Source organism: Ruegeria sp. ANG10 (assembly GCF_040705255.1).
Taxonomy (GTDB): Bacteria; Pseudomonadota; Alphaproteobacteria; order Rhodobacterales; family Rhodobacteraceae; genus Ruegeria.
The window spans coordinates 217634-237199 of sequence record NZ_JBFCVU010000002.1 but is presented as its reverse complement, the minus strand read 5'-3'; the positions used below and the strand labels follow the sequence as shown (position 1 = coordinate 237199).

17 protein-coding genes are annotated in these 19566 nt (G+C 57.7%); 10 read left to right on the top strand and 7 right to left on the bottom strand.

Features of this window, described 5'->3' with window-relative positions:
* Positions 1 to 180 precede the first annotated feature (180 nt).
* A complete protein-coding gene (locus AB1A64_RS05170) occupies positions 181 to 744 on the top strand; it encodes an N-acetyltransferase (protein ID WP_366550444.1) in 564 nt (187 codons plus the stop codon).
* 1 nt (position 745) lies between these two features.
* Here the strand turns inward: AB1A64_RS05170 and AB1A64_RS05165 are convergent, their stop codons facing one another.
* The 3 genes from AB1A64_RS05165 to AB1A64_RS05155 all read right to left on the bottom strand — a co-directional run bounded on the left by AB1A64_RS05165 (position 746) and on the right by AB1A64_RS05155 (position 4464).
* Positions 746 to 2236, bottom strand: a complete 1491-nt coding sequence (locus AB1A64_RS05165; protein ID WP_170348898.1) for a replicative DNA helicase — start codon at positions 2234 to 2236, stop codon at positions 746 to 748.
* A 223-nt stretch (positions 2237 to 2459) separates the two neighbouring features.
* On the bottom strand, positions 2460 to 3140 hold the full coding sequence (locus AB1A64_RS05160; RefSeq protein ID WP_366550443.1) for an orotate phosphoribosyltransferase: 681 nt from the start codon (positions 3138 to 3140) through the stop codon (positions 2460 to 2462).
* Between the two features lie 142 nt (positions 3141 to 3282).
* Positions 3283 to 4464, bottom strand: coding sequence for an ammonium transporter (locus tag AB1A64_RS05155; protein WP_366550442.1), 1182 nt, complete (start codon positions 4462 to 4464; stop codon positions 3283 to 3285).
* A gap of 341 nt (positions 4465 to 4805) precedes the next feature.
* Between AB1A64_RS05155 and AB1A64_RS05150 the strand changes: the two genes are divergently transcribed.
* Complete coding sequence (locus AB1A64_RS05150) at positions 4806 to 5213, top strand: SET domain-containing protein (protein WP_366550441.1); 408 nt, start codon at positions 4806 to 4808, stop codon at positions 5211 to 5213.
* Positions 5214 to 5465: 252 nt separating this feature from the next.
* Entirely contained in the window at positions 5466 to 6443 is a 978-nt protein-coding gene (locus tag AB1A64_RS05145; RefSeq protein WP_366550440.1) for a hypothetical protein, read from the top strand.
* A gap of 17 nt (positions 6444 to 6460) precedes the next feature.
* Here the strand turns inward: AB1A64_RS05145 and AB1A64_RS05140 are convergent, their stop codons facing one another.
* Genes AB1A64_RS05140 through AB1A64_RS05130 form a run of 3 tightly spaced genes read right to left on the bottom strand, consistent with a single transcriptional unit; the run spans position 6461 to position 8558 of the window.
* Entirely contained in the window at positions 6461 to 6937 is a 477-nt protein-coding gene (locus AB1A64_RS05140; protein WP_366550439.1) for a CinA family protein, read from the bottom strand.
* Positions 6934 to 7431 (bottom strand): phosphatidylglycerophosphatase A, encoded by a 498-nt coding sequence (locus AB1A64_RS05135; RefSeq protein WP_366550438.1) that lies wholly within the window; start codon positions 7429 to 7431, stop codon positions 6934 to 6936. Before AB1A64_RS05135 ends, AB1A64_RS05140 begins: the two co-directional genes overlap by 4 nt.
* Complete coding sequence (locus tag AB1A64_RS05130) at positions 7428 to 8558, bottom strand: bifunctional 2-C-methyl-D-erythritol 4-phosphate cytidylyltransferase/2-C-methyl-D-erythritol 2,4-cyclodiphosphate synthase (RefSeq protein ID WP_366550437.1); 1131 nt, start codon at positions 8556 to 8558, stop codon at positions 7428 to 7430. Before AB1A64_RS05130 ends, AB1A64_RS05135 begins: the two co-directional genes overlap by 4 nt.
* A 184-nt stretch (positions 8559 to 8742) precedes the next feature.
* On the opposite strand from AB1A64_RS05130, the gene dusB reads away from it, so the two are divergent.
* The 5 genes from dusB to AB1A64_RS05105 all read left to right on the top strand — a co-directional run bounded on the left by dusB (position 8743) and on the right by AB1A64_RS05105 (position 15969).
* Positions 8743 to 9726, top strand: coding sequence for a tRNA dihydrouridine synthase DusB (gene dusB / locus AB1A64_RS05125; protein ID WP_366550436.1), 984 nt, complete (start codon positions 8743 to 8745; stop codon positions 9724 to 9726).
* Positions 9723 to 10790 carry an ATP-binding protein gene (locus AB1A64_RS05120; RefSeq protein WP_366550435.1) on the top strand — a complete coding sequence of 356 codons (1068 nt, stop codon included), beginning with the start codon at positions 9723 to 9725 and terminating at the stop codon, positions 10788 to 10790. Before dusB ends, AB1A64_RS05120 begins: the two co-directional genes overlap by 4 nt.
* 17 nt (positions 10791 to 10807) lie before the next feature.
* Complete coding sequence (locus AB1A64_RS05115) at positions 10808 to 12175, top strand: response regulator (protein WP_170395979.1); 1368 nt, start codon at positions 10808 to 10810, stop codon at positions 12173 to 12175.
* Between the two features lie 99 nt (positions 12176 to 12274).
* Complete coding sequence (locus tag AB1A64_RS05110; RefSeq protein ID WP_366550434.1) at positions 12275 to 14563, top strand: PAS domain-containing sensor histidine kinase; 2289 nt, start codon at positions 12275 to 12277, stop codon at positions 14561 to 14563.
* A complete protein-coding gene (locus tag AB1A64_RS05105; protein WP_366550433.1) occupies positions 14560 to 15969 on the top strand; it encodes a sigma-54 dependent transcriptional regulator in 1410 nt (469 codons plus the stop codon). Before AB1A64_RS05110 ends, AB1A64_RS05105 begins: the two co-directional genes overlap by 4 nt.
* A gap of 12 nt (positions 15970 to 15981) precedes the next feature.
* Here the strand turns inward: AB1A64_RS05105 and AB1A64_RS05100 are convergent, their stop codons facing one another.
* On the bottom strand, positions 15982 to 16464 hold the full coding sequence (locus AB1A64_RS05100; protein WP_366550432.1) for a hypothetical protein: 483 nt from the start codon (positions 16462 to 16464) through the stop codon (positions 15982 to 15984).
* Positions 16465 to 16560: 96 nt separating this feature from the next.
* Between AB1A64_RS05100 and trkA the strand changes: the two genes are divergently transcribed.
* Both trkA and AB1A64_RS05090 read left to right on the top strand, forming a co-directional pair.
* On the top strand, positions 16561 to 17937 hold the full coding sequence (gene trkA / locus AB1A64_RS05095) for a Trk system potassium transporter TrkA (RefSeq protein ID WP_366550431.1): 1377 nt from the start codon (positions 16561 to 16563) through the stop codon (positions 17935 to 17937).
* Complete coding sequence (locus AB1A64_RS05090) at positions 17937 to 19475, top strand: potassium transporter TrkG (RefSeq protein WP_366550430.1); 1539 nt, start codon at positions 17937 to 17939, stop codon at positions 19473 to 19475. Before trkA ends, AB1A64_RS05090 begins: the two co-directional genes overlap by 1 nt.
* Positions 19476 to 19566 lie beyond the last annotated feature (91 nt).

Sequence of the window (19566 nt, the reverse complement as noted above, 5' to 3'; positions counted from 1 at the left end):
TGCTGTTCATGACATTGGATTGCGGCAGGTCAAGGGGGTAGGCGGCGATTCTTGTTCACTTCGCAATGTTCCTACGCAGCTTGTGGCTTGTTACCAATGGCCTCGGCTAAAAAAAGCCGTCGGACGAAGTCTCGCCATTGTGTCTTCCTTGTGTTCAACTCGGCGCATGAAACGGGACCGTTGATCGACCTGAAAGGGGCCGTAATGCTGAACCTGACCGCCGACTACCGTGCCCGGGCTGCTGAACTGCCCGGCTTGTTTCTGGACGTCTTCACCGCCTCAGAGGGCGAGGGCGAAGGGCGTGCGGTTGCTGCCTTGGTAGATGATCTGCTGCATTCAACACCCGATGGAGATCTTTTGGGCGTTTTGGCTTTGGACGACCGCAATCTGGCAGGTTGCATCCTATTCTCGCGGCTCAGTTATGATCAGGACCCGCGCCAGGTCTTTCTGATGTCACCGGTGGCCGTGCGTGCCGACAGGCAAAAATCGGGCATTGGTCAAAAACTGATCACCTTTGGATTGGAACAGCTGCGCCATAAAGGGGTTGATTATGCAGTGACTTATGGTGATCCGGCTTACTATTGCAAAACTGGGTTTCAACCAATCGCACAAACAATCGCACAACCGCCCATGCCGCTGAGCATGCCACACGGTTGGCTTGGGCAATCCTTGAGTGGTAACGATGCGCCGCTTGTGGGTCCGTCCCGCTGTGTCAGCGCATTCAATAAGCCTGAGATGTGGTAGGTCAGTAGCCTTCGATCTGGCCGTCCTGTTGCCAGGGTTTTACCAAGTTACCGAACCGAGTGAATTGAGCCTCGAACGACAACTCGACCGTACCGATGGGGCCGTGACGCTGCTTGCCGACGATAACCTCGGCCTTTGCATGCAAGCGCTCCATTGCCTGTTTCCACTCTTCCATCTTTTCCAGCTCGTGATCGCCGGGTTTTTCGCGTTCCTTATAATATTCCTCGCGGAACACGAACATCACCACGTCGGCATCCTGTTCGATCGAGCCCGATTCCCGCAGGTCAGACAATTGCGGGCGCTTGTCGTCTCGGTTTTCTACCTGACGGCTAAGCTGCGACAGAGCTATGACCGGGATGTTCAGTTCCTTGGCGATGGCCTTCATTCCCATCGAAATCTCGGCGATTTCGTTCACCCGGTTTTCGGCCATGCCGCGGCACAACTGTAGATAGTCGATCACTAGCAGGTCCAACCCATGAGTCCGCTTCAATCGCCGCGCGCGAGCGGCCAGCTGCGAGATCGGCAGGGCCGGGGTGTCGTCGATGAACAAAGGGCAGGCTTCCAGATCCTTGGCCGCGTCGACAAAGCGGCGGAATTCGGATTCCGTCATGTCACCCTGACGAATTTTGTGGCTGGAAATCTCGGACGCTTCGGCCAGAACCCGGCCTGCAAGCTGCTCGGCGCTCATCTCAAGTGAGAAGAAGCCAACCACGCCACCATCAATCGCACCCTCGGTGCCATCGGGCTTGGTGCCGCGTTTATAGGCCTTGGCCACGTTGAACGCCACGTTTGTCGCCAACGAGGTTTTCCCCATCGACGGACGCCCCGCCAGAATAATCAAGTCGGATGGGTGCAGCCCGCCCAACTGTTTGTCCAGGTCGGCCAGACCGGTAGAAATTCCCGCCATGCCACCACCGCGCTGATACGCTTCGTTGGTGACGTTGACGGCTTCTGTGACCGCCTTGAGGAAAGATTGGAAACCCTGTTCGGTCTGGCCCTGCTCGGATAACTGATAAAGTTGCTGTTCGGCTTCGACGATCTGTTCTTTGGGCTCGCTGGAAACATCCACTCGCGCCGCCTTGTCCGAGATGTCCCGTCCCAGTCGGATCAACTCGCGGCGAATAGCCAGATCATAGATCATCTGGGCATAGTCATGCACCGCAAACGCACTGATCGAGGCCCCGGCCAGTTTCACCAGATAGGCGGGCCCGCCCAGTTCCTTCAGACCTTCATCTTCGGCCATGAAGGATTTCAGCGTCACAGGTGAGGCCAGCGCATTCTTGGCGATGCGATTGGCCGCAACCTCGTAGATGCGAGCGTGGACCGGATCATAAAAATGCTCGGACCCGATGATCGAGGCCACCCGGTCATAAAGATCGTTGTTGGTCAGGATCGCACCCAGAAGCTGCTGCTCGGCTTCAATGGAATGCGGCATTGTTTCGGCGTTCTGAATCTTCGCCGCTGCCTGCTCGATACTGCTTATCTCGTTCATTTTGTCCCCGCTGCCCACGGTGTTCTTACACGCGACACCGGCGTGCCGGCTATCTGGAAATACTTGTGGGTAACTATGGGTAACGCCTTGGGATAAGTTTTGAAGACGCCATAGTTCCAGAATGGATTTGGTCTATTATGTAGGATATCGCGCAGATGTCACTATATATTGTTTTCCCAAAGCCGATTCTCAGGCGTTTATCCCCAAGTAATCCACAGCAAGTTTACGTGGATTTATTCGCATCCTGCCATCCGCGCGGGTCGTTCAGGAAGGCCTCGACACCATCAAGTGTCTCTTGGTCAAAGGCTTTCTGCGCTTTGGCCTCGGCCAAAACATCCCGCCATGTGCAAAGGTGATGCAGCTTCACGCCGTGATCGCCCAGCGTTTTTTCGGTTTCGGGGAAAATGCCATAGTAGAAGATCACCGCCGTATGCCCGCAGGTCGCGCCAGTTTCACGGATCGCATCCACAAAGGACAGTTTTGAGCCGCCATCGGTGGTCAGATCCTCGACCAGCAATACACGCTCACCTTCGCTCATGGCGCCTTCGATACGGGCGTTGCGGCCATAGCCTTTGGGCTTTTTGCGCACATAGGTCATCGGCAGCGCCATACGCTCGGCCACCATGGCGGCAAAGGGGATGCCTGCAGTCTCACCACCTGCGATGTTATCAAACGCCTCAAACCCTGCGTCGCGCATCACAGTCACAGTCAGGAAATCCATCAGGGTTGAGCGGATGCGCGGGTACGAGATCAGCTTGCGGCAATCGATATAGGTCGGGCTGGGCAGGCCCGAGGCCAGCGTGAAAGGCTCGCGCGAGTTAAAGTGGACGGCTTTGATCTCCAGCAGCATCCGCGCGGTCAGGCGGGCGATTTCGGTGCTATCGGGGAAAGAGCTGGGGATCATGGTGCAACCTCGGGACAAAATGACATTGCGGGCTGATAGCCTGTCCTTTGGGCCAGAGTCGAGAGGGCTGAGCCGCAAAAGAAAAGCGGACCCGCAAGAGGTCCGCTTTGCGCCCTTGCGGGCCGCGCAAGCTAAGGTGGGCTTAGCTGCTCATATCATAGGCCCGTTCACCGTGTACCGACAGATCGAGCCCGTTTGTCTCGGTTTCTGCGTCTACGCGAAGCGGGGTGATAAGTGCAACCAGTTTGATCAACACAAAAGTGACAACTGCCGTAAAGGCACCCACAATCACCAGCCCGCCAATCTGGGCGGTCCAAGCGCCCAGACCGAATACAGCGATCATCAGCGTGCCAAAGATGCCGCCTACGCCATGAACGGCAAAGACGTCCAGCGTGTCGTCGATCTTGAAGATATTGCGGATGACATTTACCGCCTCCTGACACAGGACCCCTGCGACTGCACCAATGATCAGCGCCTGCACCGGATCGACATAGCCCGAGGCCGGAGTGATCGAGGCCAGACCGGCGATTGTACCGGTGACCAGACCCACCATCGAGGCTTTGCCGTATTTGATGCGTTCGTACAGCGCCCATGTCAGTGATGCGGTTGCCGCCGAGATATGCGTGACAGTCATCGCCATCGCGGCACCACCATCAGCGGCCAGTTGCGAACCGCCATTGAAACCGAACCAGCCGACCCATAGCATTGCGGCACCAATCATGACAAAGCCGGGGTTATGCGGCGGCGTCGTGCGATTGCGGCGCGGTCCAAGTGCAATGGCGATGATCAGCGCAGCCAGACCGGCCGTTTCATGGACGACGATGCCACCCGCGAAGTCGCGGACACCAACTTCTCCTAGAATACCGCCATCGGTCAGCATGCCGCCGCCCCAAATCCAATGCACCACGGGCGCGTAACACAGCAACATCCAAAGGGCTGAGAATATCAGGACAAACCCAAACCCCACACGTTCGACATAGGCCCCGACGATTAGGGCCGGGGTGATGATGGCAAAGGTCATCTGAAAGGCAAAAAACAGAACTTCGGGCAGGGTACCCGACAGGCTGTCGGCGTCGACACCGTTCAAAAACGCTTTGCCCAGCCCGCCCCAGAGGCCCGACCCACCGTCGCCAAAGGCGATGGAATAACCCGCAATCAGCCACAGGATGCTCATCAAACAGGCAATGCTGAAACAGTGCATGAAGACGCTCAGCACGTTGCGGGCGCGCACGAGGCCGCCATAAAACAGGGCCAGGCCCGGCAATGTCATGAACAGGACCAGGGCGGTTGCCACTATGATCCAGGCGGTATCGGCTCCATTCATCAGCCGGTCTCCTTTTTTGCGTCTTTTACGTGCGTGGAAGGGGTTGAAGCCGACAGCAGTCGCGGAAAAAAGAGGCAGACGCGGTTTTAGCGCCTGATTAACGGGCTTTTGGAAAAACGGTGAGAAAACAGGCACCCGATGGCGCTGGGTGCCTAATAATTAAACAACTTAGGAAAGGTGCGTTGGCACATATACCCAGGGTGGTGTTGGTGAAGCCGTCACATGGACGGATGCCAGAACCGCCAACGTACGGCCCATTAGAAAGCGACTCGTGCTAAGGGATTGCTTGTCTTGGTTGAAAGCGGCTTCTAAAGTCGGTTGCGACGACAGAAGGGGCCGGAATGACGGTGGAGTTGGCGGGACCACGCATCCAGAATTTGAACAAAGTCCTGGAGGGTATCAGTGACATTCACGGCACAGGCTTGTTTGCGCGGTCCGATATCCAAACTGGCGCTATTCTGGGGTATTTAGACGGCCAAATCGTCGATTATGATCATCACCCCACAGATCGCGATCTGGAGTGGAACGGGATTGGTGGAAGCAAAGTTCTCTGCCGCCCGTTTGCCACCCAATACGCTTTGATTAACCATTCGTTTACACCCAATCTCTCAATACTCAGAACCGATTGGGCCATTGTGGCCAATAAAGATATTCGTGAAGGAGAAGAATTGACGCTTGATTACCTCGAGCATGGTGTGCCCGAAACTTATCTGAATTCTCCACACGGAAAATACCTGCGTAACAATTGAGAATATGTTCACTCATCATCTTATTCATCCAGTGCATCTGGAAACCGAGACTCGTATCCGGCTGTCTTCCGTCATTCGAGAAATTGTCCCTTAAAGACCAGTGCTTTGCGGAAAAGCGGCCGAGGAGATCTCGGAAAACAGGCTTAACGCAAACCATACTGATGAATTGCACGCATTCTCTGGCAACGCCTTCCAAAAAGTCTGACTGAACTGCGTTGCAATGCCTGTCTTGAGTGGGATCTGTCGGATCTAGTGACATCCCCGGAACCCCATTGCGACGCGTGGTATTTCAAACTTCTGCTGATGGTTTCCGGTGATATGTGTCTGGTCTATGGCGCGAGTTTCTCGGATCTTGCGCACATGCCCGAAAACCCGCGGCCTTACTACCGTGACCACACGCTTCCCGAAGTTACAGAACTGGTCGACGCACTTGTTTCCGTTTTGCAGCTTCGCGTTGGATCGCGGCTTGAGGCTGATCCGGACACATCCATTCAAGTCGTCCTTGGCGGGGTGGACACGGCACCATTCCATGAACGCCTTTCGAAATTGTTCGAAGAGGAAGGGCTGATATTGGAAGATTGCGAGATGTCGGCGGCAGAAAATGGGGATTGGATCATCTACGGAGGCTGGAGTTATTCTGCCATCCTTCGCAAAGACCTGGCCGAGGAATTCTATTGCGTTGCGCTGATGTTCAGGTTGCAACTGGACTGGATCAAAGCGCGCCGTATTCGTAACAAGATCGTCAATACTGCGGATGAGCGCGCGGAAACGTATCACGGCAGCAAAATTGGCGAACTCAATACCGCCCTGAATGAGTTGATCTTTTTCCTGCAGGTGGCCCGTCAAAGGCGGGCTGATTACCGGGCGAATCTGAAGCCCTGGCTTGCCCGGTGTTACGATTCAACCAACACGCGCTGGCAAATCGAAGATAACTTTGACAGCCTTTACAAAGCGGCCTGTGATTTTCGGAATTATGTCGGTTTTATCAGCGACGAAAAATCCAAGCTGCAACTCGAGATACAGTCAAAACTGCTATATTTCATCGCCGGTTTGGACACATTGGCGATATCTTCCTTTGCCATGACGTTGCTGTCTTTTCGGCGCGGTGACAGCCCTGTGTTGCCCAGCTGGATTCACCAATATGGCCCAAAGCTGCTGTTGTTTCTTGTGGCGTCGAATGTCGTGCTATTGCTGGTGATTTTCGTGCTGGGCTTCATTCGAAAAAGATAGGCGGTTTTGGCGCCGCATTAAGAAAGTGCGCTAAGTCCTTGTGCCAGCAGCGCCAAAGCATGATCTCTTGCGGCCACGCGCACGTTTTCCCGACCCAATGCACCAAATTCGACGGTCTCGGTCAGCGTAGGGTGACCTTTCGCGGCTAACCCAAAACAGACGCGACCTTCGGGTTTGAATTCAGAACCACCGGGGCCCGCGATACCGGTGACGGAAACCGCCAATTGCGCGTCGGAGTGCGCCAGGGCACCGTCCGCCATTTCGCCCGCAACCTGTTCCGAAACCGCCCCATGCGCGGCCAGCGTTTCAGCCTGAACCCCTAGCATTTGCTGTTTCGCGGTGTTCGTGTAGGTGACGAACCCACGCTCGACCACGGCCGAACTGCCGGGGATATCGGTCAGTGCCGCCGCCACCATACCGCCGGTGCAGCTTTCGGCGGTGGCGATCATTACGCCTTGGGCCTTGGCGCGGTCGAGGATTTCGGCGACGGTCACAGGCCCAGTACTCCGTGCGAAATACCGGCGAGGATCAGAACTCCGATCCCGGCGAAGATACCGGCAATGACATCGTCCAGCATGACGCCCATCGCATCGTTGCGCCGGTCGGCCCAGCCAACAGGGCCCGGTTTGGTGATGTCGAACAGACGAAACAGCACGAAACCGGCGATCCAGCCCGGCCAAAGTGCCGTGATTTCAATCCCGTGTGCCCAGGAGGGGTAAGAGATGGCCCAGAGCGCGATGAACTGCCCGGCGACCTCGTCGATGACAATTTCGGACGGGTCGTGATTGTCCTGACCGGCGGTCATCACGCGCGTGGCCCAGAGACCGCCAAAGAACGCGGCAAGTGTGGCGATCACCAGCAAGGGAAAGCCGCCAAGCGTGTGCAGAACCCACGCCAGCGGCAGGGCGGCTAGTGACCCCCATGTGCCGGGCGCAGGTCGCAGATAGCCCACGCCGCAGACGGTTCCGATCAGTTGCGCGGCGGTCATGATTTCACCAGACAAGCTGTGGCGAGTGAGGCAATCCCCTCGCTTCGGCCTGTGAACCCCAGCCGTTCCGACGTCGTTGCCTTGACCGAGACCTGATCCGAGCGCAGGTCCATAATCCGTGCCATCTCATCCCGCATGGCAGGCGCATGGGGGCCGATTTTGGGGTATTCGCAGACCAGCGTGCAGTCGACGTTCGAGATTTTGTAGCCCATCTGCCCGGCCAGCTCGACCGCATGACGCAGGAAAATCTCGCTGGGGGCACCCTTCCATTGTGGGTCAGAGGGTGGGAAATGCTGTCCGATATCGCCCTGCGCCAGCGAACCATAAATGGCATCAGTGACGGCGTGCATGCCCACATCCGCGTCTGAATGACCTTGCAGGCCGCGATCATGCGGCACCTTCACACCACACAGGATCACGTGATCCCCCTCGCCAAACCGATGCACGTCGTACCCGTTGCCCAGCCTTACATCCATATCCGTTCCCAATATACGTTCAGCCCTGGCAAAATCCTCGGGCCGTGTGATTTTGATGTTATCCGCTTCGCCCGGCACGATTACCACGTCCAGCCCGGCGGCACGGGCGACCTCGACATCGTCGGCAGCGCCGCCGGGGTGGGCCGCGTGGGCCGAAACGATGGCGTCATAGTGAAAACCCTGCGGTGTTTGCGCAGCGAACAGTCCGGTCCGATCCTGAGTTCCCGTCACGATAGAACCGTCCCCGGTCCACAGCGCATCCGTGACCGCCAGCCCCGGCGCGGCAGCAGGGTGGGTTTCCAGTTCTTCCAGAACCTGTTGAATGGTTTGCAGGTCAACGCAAGGCCGCGCGACGTCATGAATGAGAACGCGATGCACCCCATAGGGCGACAGCGCATCAAGCCCGTTGCGCACCGACCCCGCCCGGTCACTGCCGCCCTTGGCAAGGATCAGATCAGAGTTTTCGAACTCGGCCCATGCGTCCCAGTCATCTTCGGACAAGACAAGCACGATCTGGTCGACTTGCCCGTGAAAGCGGTCAATCGTCCAATCCGCAACGCGAAGCCCCGCCAATGGTCGCCACTGCTTTGGCATTCCCCCTCCGGCGCGCAGGCCGCGTCCTGCGGCGACGATGATGGCGGCGGTGGTCATGGGGGCGTGTTCTCCGATGGTTTGAGGCAATCTTTAGGGTGCGGTGATTGCAGAGGCAATCACCCACGTAAAGTTGCCTAAAAAATGGGCATATGATGATTTTGCGGGCTTGAAGGTCGCCCTTTTGTTGTTCATATGCGCTCAATTCGATATCAAAGCCGCAACTGCCCAAGGATTAAGCACGTTGACTCTGCTCCTCGCTAACAAAGCCCTGAACCCGCCAGTCCTGCTGGCACCGATGGCCGGAATCACCGACCGTCCGTTTCGCGATCTGGTGATGCGTTTTGGCGCGGGCATGGTCGTCAGCGAAATGGTTGCAAGCCAGGAGATGGTTCAGGCCAAGCCCGGCGTGCGGGAACGGGCCGAACTTTCGGCAGATGTTGAGAACACCGCCGTTCAACTGGCGGGGCGTGAGGCGCATTGGATGGCCGAAGCTGCCCGGCAAGTGGCCGATCGCGGGGCACGGGTGGTCGATATCAACATGGGCTGCCCGGCCAAGAAAGTGACGAACGGCTACTCAGGGTCGGCCTTGCTGAAAACGCCGGACCACGCGTTGACGTTGATCGAGGCGGTCGTCGAAGCCGTTGATGTGCCGGTGACGCTGAAAACCCGTCTGGGGTGGGATGACAACCTGCTGAATGCGCCTGATGTGGCACGGCGGGCGCAGGATGCAGGCATCTGCATGGTCACGATTCATGGCCGCACCCGATGTCAATTCTACAAAGGCAGCGCCGATTGGCAGGCGATCCGCGCGGTGAAAGAGACGGTCTCGATCCCGGTTATCGCCAATGGGGATATTGTGGATACGGATGCCGCGCGCGTTGCGCTGGACCAATCAGGCGCAGATGGCGTGATGGTCGGGCGCGGGGCGCAGGGTAAACCGTGGCTGTTGGCGCAGATTTGTCATGACCTCTATGGCGCGGCAGCGCCGGAGATTCCGACGGGTGACGATCTGATAGAAATGGTTCGTGGTCATTATCAGGCGATGCTCGGGTTTTATGGGGCCGATCTAGGCCTGCGCGTCGCACGGAAACATCTGGGCTGGTACATGGACGAGGCCGGCACACCCGCAGCCCTGCGCCGCGCGGTTCTAACAACGCGTGATACGGATGAGGTGATACGCCTGCTGGGCGACGCGCTGAGCGCAGATGCAGAGGCGGCGGCATGACCTCGGATCAGGACATTTGGACCTCGCTGCCGGTTCCCGCCTTCATTATCAACGCCGAAGACCGGATTTCCGATGTGAATTCGGCTGGAGAGGGGTTTCTGAACGCCTCGCGCAAGGCTGTGGTCGGGCACCCGGTCTGGGATCAAATTGCCGTGGACGCCCCGCTGGAAGAAGCGTTTGAGCGCGCGCGCGAACATGGCACGCCGCTGTTCGTGAACGATGTGGATGCCGGATCGGGCAACCGGGCTCCATTGCAATGCGCGTTGCAGATTGCGCCTTTGGTCGGGCATCCGGGGTCGATGATCATGATCATCTCGCCGCGTGAACTGGCGGGGCGGATGACCTTAGGCAATACGGTGAAATCGGCAGCGCAGTCCGCCATCGGCATGGCCGAGATGCTGGCGCATGAGATCAAGAACCCACTGGCCGGGATCACCGGGGCAGCGCAATTGCTTAGCATGAATATTCCGCCGCAAGATCTTGAACTAACAGATCTTATTGTCGCCGAAAGTCGCCGTATCGTAAAGTTGTTGGAACAGGTAGAGCAATTCGGAAACCTGCAACAACCTGATTTTAAACCGGTCAATATTCACGATGTTCTCGACCGTGCGCGCCGATCGGCGCTGCTGGGGTTTGGTGCGCATATGAAAATCATCGAGGATTACGACCCTTCGTTGCCGCTGGCCTATGGGGACCCGGATCAGTTCCTTCAGGTGGTACTGAACCTGCTCAAGAACGCCTCGGAAGCGGCTGACCCCAAGGGCGGAACGATCCGCTTGCGCACCTATTTCGAACATTCCTTTCGCCTGCGACGCAATGATGGATCCGGCCATTCCTTGCCGCTGCAGATCGAAATCATCGACGATGGCCCGGGCCTGCCCGAGAAGATCCGTGGCGATATTTTCGATCCCTTCGTGTCGGGCAAGGAAAACGGCACCGGCCTTGGGCTGGCGTTAGTTAGCAAGATCATCTCGGACCATGACGGCTGGATTTCAGCCGACTCGGTGCCGGGCCGCACGGTGTTCCGCATCTCGCTGAGGCGGGCACCAAAAGACACAATGTAGAACAAGGAGAGCACCCGATGGATGGCACAGTACTGGTTGCAGATGATGACCGCACGATCCGCACTGTTCTGACGCAGGCCCTGACGCGGGCAGGGTGCAAAGTTCATGCGACCTCGTCGCTGACCACGTTGATGCGTTGGGTTGGCGAAGGCAAAGGTGACGTGGTGATCTCGGACGTGGTCATGCCGGATGGTAACGGGTTAGAGATGCTGCCAAAAATCTCTCAGGATCGACCCGGTTTGCCGGTCATCGTGATCTCGGCCCAGAACACGATCATGACGGCGATTCAGGCGGCCGAAGCGGATGCCTATGACTACTTGCCCAAGCCATTCGATCTGCCCGATCTGATGAAGCGGACCGCAAGGGCGCTTGAGCAGAAGCAACATGTGCAAACCGAAGCGGTCGACGTTGCCGAGGATCGTCCGGAAGAACTGCCTTTGGTTGGGCGTACACCAGTGATGCAGGCGCTGTACCGGTTGGTCGCTCGGGTAATGAACACAGACCTGTCGGTGATGATTTCTGGTGAAAGTGGTACGGGTAAGTCTCTGATTGCGCGCGCTATTCATGACTTCTCGGATCGGCGCACATTGCCGTTTGTGACCGCCACAGCGGCGGACCTGCGCGATCTGGAAGGCCCTGCGCGCATTATGGCGCGTGTACGTGGCGGCACCCTGTTGATCGATGAGATAGCCGATATCGAAGACGAATTGCAGGCCCGCATCGTGCGCATGATGGATACGCCCGGCGATCACGTTCCGCGTTTTATGGCCACTAGTCAGTCGGACCTGACCGAAGCGATGGAAAATGGGCGGGTGCGCCAGGACCTGTATTACCGCCTGTGCGGCGCCACGGTGCATGTCCCCGCCTTACGCGAACGGGTGGACGATATCATCTTGCTGGCCGATCACTTTCTGGCGCGAGAAGAGCGTGAGCATGGCGCCAAACGCTGGCTCAGCCCTGACGCGGTAGAGCTGGTTCGGCGTTATTCGTGGCCTGGCAATGTGCGACAGCTGGAAAACGCCGTGCGCCGTCTGAGCCTGACCAGCCGCACCGACGAGATTACCAAATCTGAGGTCGAAATGGTTCTGGGCAGCCAGCCCGAGGCCGAACCGATTCTTGGCGACGGCGAACGTGAGAAGTTATCGGCCTCAGTTGCCCGTCATTTACGCCGATACTTCGACCTGCACGGAAATCTTTTGCCGCCTCCGGGCCTGTATCAGCGGATTTTGCGCGAGGTCGAGGCGCCACTGATAGAACAGGCTTTGGACGCAACCGGCGGAAATCAGGCGAAATGTGCAGATCTGCTGGGGATTAACCGGAATACGCTGCGGAAAAAGATTACAGATCTCGATATTCAGGTGACACGTCGACGCAAACTGATGTAATATCGCCACACAAATCGTGGCATCTGGGTTCGCACCCGGCAAGGACCACGACATATGGCGGTACGTCGCGCACGCGACACATCAGGATGAGGGCAGACGGTGGCAACCCGGGCACAGAGCGGGCCGATTCCAGCGATAAATCGGTGGCGGAAATCCCGAAAACTGCGCAATTTCGGCACTTTGGGCCTGGTTCTTCTAGGCCCTGCGCTGGCGTTGTCGACCTATCTTGTCATCGGTCCGTTTGATCTGGGGGCAACGGCCCCAACGCTGCGCCTGATTCTTCTGGCGGATTTGGTTTATGTGCTGGTCGTGGCCGCTCTTGTTCTGGGGCAGGTGTTCAACCTGATCGCGGCGCGCCGAGCGAAATCTGCGGGCTCCCGTCTACACCTTCGATTGATTGGCGCATTTACGCTGTTGGCTCTGGTGCCGACTGTCACCGTAGCGATTTTTGCAGGGCTGACGGTGAATATCGGCTTGGAAGGGTGGTTTTCGGATCGCGTGCGTCAGGTGGTGGGCTCGTCTCTGACTGCGGCCGAAGCATATGAGTTGGAACACCGCCAGGGTCTAACGCAGGACGCAACCATTCTGGCTCGGTATCTGGACAATGCCCGCAGTCGGGATTTTTATATCTCAGACGCAGAACTGCGCGAAGTTCTTGCGCAAGGACAAGCGCAGATTCAACGTGGCCTGCGCGAGGCGTATGTCATTGACGGTATTGGCGAAATCAAGTCGCGCGGGGATCGTTCCTATCTATTCGATTACGAGGCCCCTACACCCGAACAAATGGTTCAGGCCACGGATGATGGTGTCCTGATCATCGCCGATTGGCAAAACAATGAATTCCGCGCGCTTGTTCCATTGCAGGCTTATCTGGATCGGTATCTTTATGTCAGCCGCGAGGTGGATGGACAGCTATTGACGCTGCTGGACGATACCAAGGAAACGGCACAATTCTACCAACAGTTGGAAAGCGAACGGGGCAGGGTGCTGTTCGAATTCGGTCTGCTGTATCTGGGCTTCGCGGTGATCCTTATTCTGGCGGCCATGTCGCTGGGAATGTGGTTTGCCGAACGCCTCTCGCGCCCGGTTGGCCGGTTGACCACGGCAGCGCAGCGCGTTGGTGCGGGTGATCTGAGTGTGCAGGTGATCGAAGAAGCCAACGATGACGAAATCGCAATGTTAGGCCGTTATTTCAATCAGATGACGCGGCAACTTAAAGGACAGCGCGATACGTTACTTGAGAACACCCGCCAGATTGAGCGCCGTCGGCGTTTGTTCGATTCGGTGCTCAGCTCAGTGACCTCGGGCGTGGTTGGCGTTGATCCGGATGGCTGCGTAACATTCGTGAACCGTTCGGCCGAGAGGTTGCTGGACTGGACGCGTGTGGATGAGCAGCTTGCCATCGGTATTGCAGTGCCAGAGTTTTTGCCGCTGTTCGAAAGCCTCAAGGAAAGTGGGCAAGAGGCCGTGCAGGGGGAGATCAAGGTCACCCGCAAAGGTCAGCTTGAAAACCTGCTTGTCCGCATGGCGACCCGCCGTGGCGAAGACGGCGGGCTTGAGGGGTATGTGGTTGCTTTCGATGATGTGACCGATCTTGTCAGCGCGCAGAGGATGGCCGCCTGGGGCGACGTTGCGCGGCGGATCGCGCATGAGATTAAGAACCCGCTGACGCCAATCCAACTGAGCGCTGAACGCATTAAACGCAAATTCGCACGCAAGTTGGATGAAGAGGATTGCGATAGCCTTGAATCCATGACTGACGTGATCGTGCGGCAGACAAATGATCTGCGGCGGATCGTGGACGAGTTTTCGAAATTCGCACGGATGCCGGAACCAGACCGGCGCGAAGAAGACGTCGTCGGGCTGGTGCGCGAGGCGGTGCTGTTGCAGCAAGCCGGGCAGCCGGACGTACAGATCGACGCGACACTACCTGATCAACCGATATTGACGGATGTGGACGCCACAATGCTGAATCAGGCGCTGACCAATCTGATCAAGAATGCCGGTGAGGCCATTGAAACACTGAAACAAAAAGGCCCACCGGATGACCTGAAACCACGGATAAAGGTGGACGTGATCAGCGATGACGCGGGTACGGTGATTACCATCGCTGACAACGGCATCGGCCTGCCCGAAGATCGGGCGCGGCTGTTTGAGCCGTATGTGACCACAAGGGACGAGGGCACAGGTTTGGGCCTGCCCATCGTCAAAAAGATTATCGAAGAACATGGCGGAGCGCTCACCCTGGAAGATGCGCCCGTCTTTGACGGACAGGACCATTTTGGTGCGATGGCCGTGATCCGTTTACCGGGGGGAAATCTCTCTCCGACCGCAGCGCCACAGAAGCAGGCAATTCATACAAACAAACTGAAAGCAGGCCAAAGATGAGTGACATTCTGATCGTAGATGACGAACGCGATATTCGCGAACTGGTGTCCGACATTCTGGAGGACGAAGGCTATTCAACCCGGCTGGCTGGCAACTCGGACGAGTGCATGGCCGAGATCAATTCTGAACCGCCGGGGCTGTTGATACTGGATATCTGGCTGAAAGACAGCCGTATGGACGGGATCGACATTCTGAAGTCCGTGAAACGCGACAACCCCGACGTGCCGGTGGTGATTATTTCAGGCCACGGGAACATCGAAATCGCGGTCGCTGCCATCAAGCAGGGGGCGTATGACTTTATCGAAAAGCCCTTTAACATTGACCAGTTGATGGTGGTTATCCGTCGCGCCATGGAAACCTCGCGCCTGCGGCGCGAGAATGCCTCGCTGAAACGCAAAGAGGTCACCAATTCGGATATGATCGGTAAGTCCGCGTCTTTCCGCGCGATGCAAAGCCAGTTGGACAAGGTGACCAAATCGAATGGTCGTGTGATGCTGAGCGGCCCGGCTGGATCGGGCAAGGAAATCGCCGCGCGATACATCCACGCCCATTCCAACCGCGCCAATGCGCCCTTTGTGACCGTGAACTGCGCCGGGGTTGAACCTGCGCGTGTGGAAGAAGTTCTGTTTGGTCGTGAATCCTCGGAACGTGGAATCGAGCCCGGCCTGCTGGAAGAAGCGCATGGAGGTGTGGTCTATTTCGACGAGGTGGCCGATATGCCGATGGGCACGCAGTCCAAGATATTGCGCGTGCTGGTCGATCAGCAATTCCAGCGTGTTGGTGGATCGGACAAAGTGCGGGTTGATCTGCGGGTAATCTCATCAACCAACCGCGATCTTGAAACGGAAATCGCCGCCGATCGGTTCCGCGAAGAATTGTATCACCGCCTGAACGTGGTGCCGATTGCGGTGCCGTCGCTGGAAGAACGGCGCGAGGATATCCCGGTTCTGGCGCAGCATTTCATTGAGATGTGTAATGAAACGCAGGGGCTCGCGATGCGTGAGATCTCGGAAGAGGCAGTGGCGCTGTTGCAGACCATGACCTGGCCCGGCAATGTGCGGCAGCTCAAGAACCTGATTGAACGCGTGCTGATCTTGGGGGACGAGTCTGGGCCGATCGAGGCCAAGGAATTGCCCGCCGAAGAGGAAAAGACCGACGACTCGGGTCGTGTGGTGCTGTCGGGTGCGCTGGCGACCTTGCCCCTGCGCGAAGCCCGCGAGGCGTTCGAGCGAGAATACCTGCTCACCCAGATCAACCGCTTTGGTGGCAATATCAGCCGCACCGCCAGCTTTGTCGGGATGGAGCGCAGCGCGCTGCACCGCAAACTGAAATCGCTGGGGGTTGTGACCTCGAACAAATCAGGTGCGCGGGTGGCGCAACTGGACGAACCGGAGCCGGCGGAATAATCCGCCGGGCCGTTACCCGGCTTGACCGGGATTGATGATCTGGAACGCCCCGTTGTCGAATTTCACATAGCACGATTGGGTGCCTATCGGTGGCAATGTCGTTGTGGCCACGGCGGGCACCCGTGATTTCACGTTCTGCTTGCAAGGCGGCAGGCTGATCGGACGAAACCCTTTTTTGGCCATGCACTGGGCCTCGACCTGATTGCGCAATCCTTGATTTGCATCGACAGAATAAACCCGGCCGGGCTGCCACCAGCCGGGCGACCGGTAACAACGTCCCCGTCCGTCACAATAGGTGCGCCCGGGCCAATACGTAGGCGGGCTTTGACGTATCTGAGTGGCCACCGGAACCTCTTCCAGCGCCTTAACCTGGCATTGAGTGGTCTCAGCTTGAAGACGCGAAACGCTCTCACCCTCGCGATAATACAGTGAAAGCGGGCCTTCGCATGCGGATAGGACCATCAATAGAATAATCAAACGAACTACTGATTTCATAGGCTTATCTTGCCGTAGCTTTGCCGTTATGACAATTCAATTGACCGCTTTGGGGGCATCTGTCATTCAAAGATTTCAGGCAGAAGGGCCAAAAACATGAAGGTCATCATTTGCGGTGCGGGTCAGGTCGGCTGGCAGATTGCACGGCACCTTTCGGGCGAGCTGAACGATGTGACGGTGGTGGACAACAACCCTGACCTGGTGCGTCGCGCGACCGAAACGCTGGATGTGCAGGGGATTGCAGGGTTTGCCAGTTATCCGGACGTGCTAGAGCGGGCGGGCGCCCGTGACGCCGACATGATCATTGCCGCGACCCATTCGGATGAGGTGAATATGGTCACCTGTCAGATGGCGCACTCCATTTTCTCGATCCAGCGCAAGATCGCACGCTTGCGCTCGAAATCCTATCTCGAGGCGATCCACTCGGACTTGTTTCGTCGCGATCACCTGCCCATCGACGTGGTAATCAGCCCTGAACGCGAAGTGGCAGCCGCTGCCATGCGCCGCCTGTCCGCACCTTCGGCCTTTGACACGGAACTGTTCATGGATGGCAAAGCCCAGCTGCTTGGCATCCGCATCGAAGAAGACTGTCCCATCATCAATACGCCGCTACGACAACTGACAGATCTGTTTTCAACACTCAGCTCTATTGTCGTGGGGGTTCGGCGCGACGGCAGCCTGTTTGCACCGGAATCCGAGGACCAGTTGTTCGTTGGCGATGAATGCTATGTCTTCAGCAACGTTCAGGACGTTGACCGCACGATGGAGGTCTTTGGCAAGACGCAAAAGAAACAGGACCGCGTTGTGATTGTCGGTGGCGGAAATGTCGGGCTTGAGGTTGCGCGCACGCTGGAAGAGCGTGAAAGCCGGGTGCGCGCCAAAATCATCGAACGTGACCGCAGCTGCGCCGAACACGCCGCTGAAGCATTGGAACGAACGATTGTTCTGAATGGTGACGGGCTGGATGCGACCCTGCTGCGCGAGGCGGGGATCGAACGGGCTGATGCGATGCTGGCAGTGACCGATGACGACCGGGCTAACATGCTGGTCGCTGTGCGCGCCAAATCCGAAGGCTGTGCGCTGGCGATTGCCCTGATCAATGATCCAACAATGGTGGCGCTGATGGGCCCGCTGGGGATCGATGCCTATATCAACCCGCGCGCCACGACCGTCAGCTCAATCTTGCGCCACATTCGCCACGGGCGGGTGCGGCAGGTCTATTCCATTGGGGATGCCGAGGCCGAGGTGATCGAGGCCGAGGTGCTGTCGACCTCGCCGCTGGCCGGGCAAAAACTGCGCGACATTGATTTCCCCGAAGGTGTTCTGTTGGGTGCTGTACGCAAGGGGGATGAGGTGCTGCGCCCCACTGGCAGTCTGCGGATCGAGGAAAAAGATGTCGTCGCGATCTTTGCCATGGCCAAAGATGTGCCCGAGGTCGAGCGGTTGCTGCAGGTTTCGATAGATTTCTTCTGATGATGCGCGCGCGAACACAGCAGATCGGTTTGGTGCGGCGATTGCCGCTGTTCCTGCTGATCTGGGCGGTGTTTTCGCTGTCGATGTGGGTGCCGGCGATCTATTCGCTGGCGCTGGATGATCATGACACGTCGCGGTCATTCTTCTATTCTGGTTTGTTGGGGCTTTTCGTTGTGGCCTCGGTCGGGTTGGCGTCGTCGAACCGGGTGCCGCGTCGGGGTACGTTGGGGCAGTTGGCGGTGTTGTTGGGGTGTTTTACGGTACTGCCCTTGTTTCTTGCCATCCCGCTGCACGATGCGTTGGGCAACACCACATTTCTGAACGCCTATTTCGACATGGTCAGTGCGCTGACAACCACCGGCGCTGACATTTTCCCAGACCCTGATCGCCTTACGGCCCCGCTACACCTTTGGCGGGCGCTGGTGGGGTGGATGGGCGGTTTGCTGATGTGGATTTCGGCGGCCGCGATTCTGGCACCGCTGTCGTTGGGCGGGTTCGAGGTGACCGCACGTGGGCAACCCGGCCGTCCGGTCTCTGGTGTTGCACAAAGTGAAAAAGTCGATCCGCGCGGGCGTTTGGTCCGATTGACGCGCACGCTGACGCCAGTTTATACAGGTCTGACGGCGGTGATCTGGCTGCTGTTGTTGATCGCAGGCGAGCAAGGACTGACCGCCATCTGTCATGCGATGTCCACCATGGCCACGTCCGGAATCTCTCCGGTCGGTGGGCTTGAGGGTGCACAGGCTGGTTTCACGGGCGAGGCGATCATATTCCTGTTCCTGTTCTTTGCCCTGTCCCGACTGACCTTTTCCACCGATACCGCCACCACCGGGTATTCGCGGCTGGACAAGGACCCAGAGTTTCGGATCGGTCTGCTGATCGTCATTGCCGTTGCAACGCTTTTGTTTTTTCGTGTGTGGGCGGGCGTCAATGAAATCGGCGGGACTCTGAGCCCGATTGATGCGGTGTATGTGTTCTGGGGTATGGTGTTCACGGCACTGGCATTCCTGACGACGGCCGGGTTCGAAAGCGCCAACTGGAATGACGCACAGCAATTGTCGGGGCTGGGGACGCCCGGCCTGATCCTTATGGGTCTGGCCCTGATCGGCGGGGGGGTCGCCACCACGGCGGGCGGCGTCAAACTGCTGCGGGTTTTTGCCCTGTACCTCAACGGTGCGCGCGAGATTGACCGGCTTATCTACCCCTCATCGGTCAGCGGCGTAGGGGGCGGCAATCGGCGTATCCAAAGCGACGGTGCCTTTATCGCCTGGATCTTTTTGATGATGTTCGCGTTGACGGCCGCTTTGTTCAATCTGCTGTTGGCGATGATGGGGGCGGGGTTCGAACAGGCCATGGTCCTGACCGTTGCGGCGCTCAGCACGACGGGTCCGGTGATTGAACTGGCCACGGATATTCCCATCCGACTGGTGGACCTGTCGCTTGGGGCCAAACTGACAATGTGTGCGGCGATGGTAATCGGAAGGCTGGAAACACTTGCGATCATTGCCCTGATTACGCCAACCCTTTGGCGGGATTAAGCTTCGGCATTCCAGAATTGACTGATTTTTCATCTGGAATATCTGTGCGCAGCACTCCATACTCCTGCGGAGGGAGCGCGTTGGTCCGCAG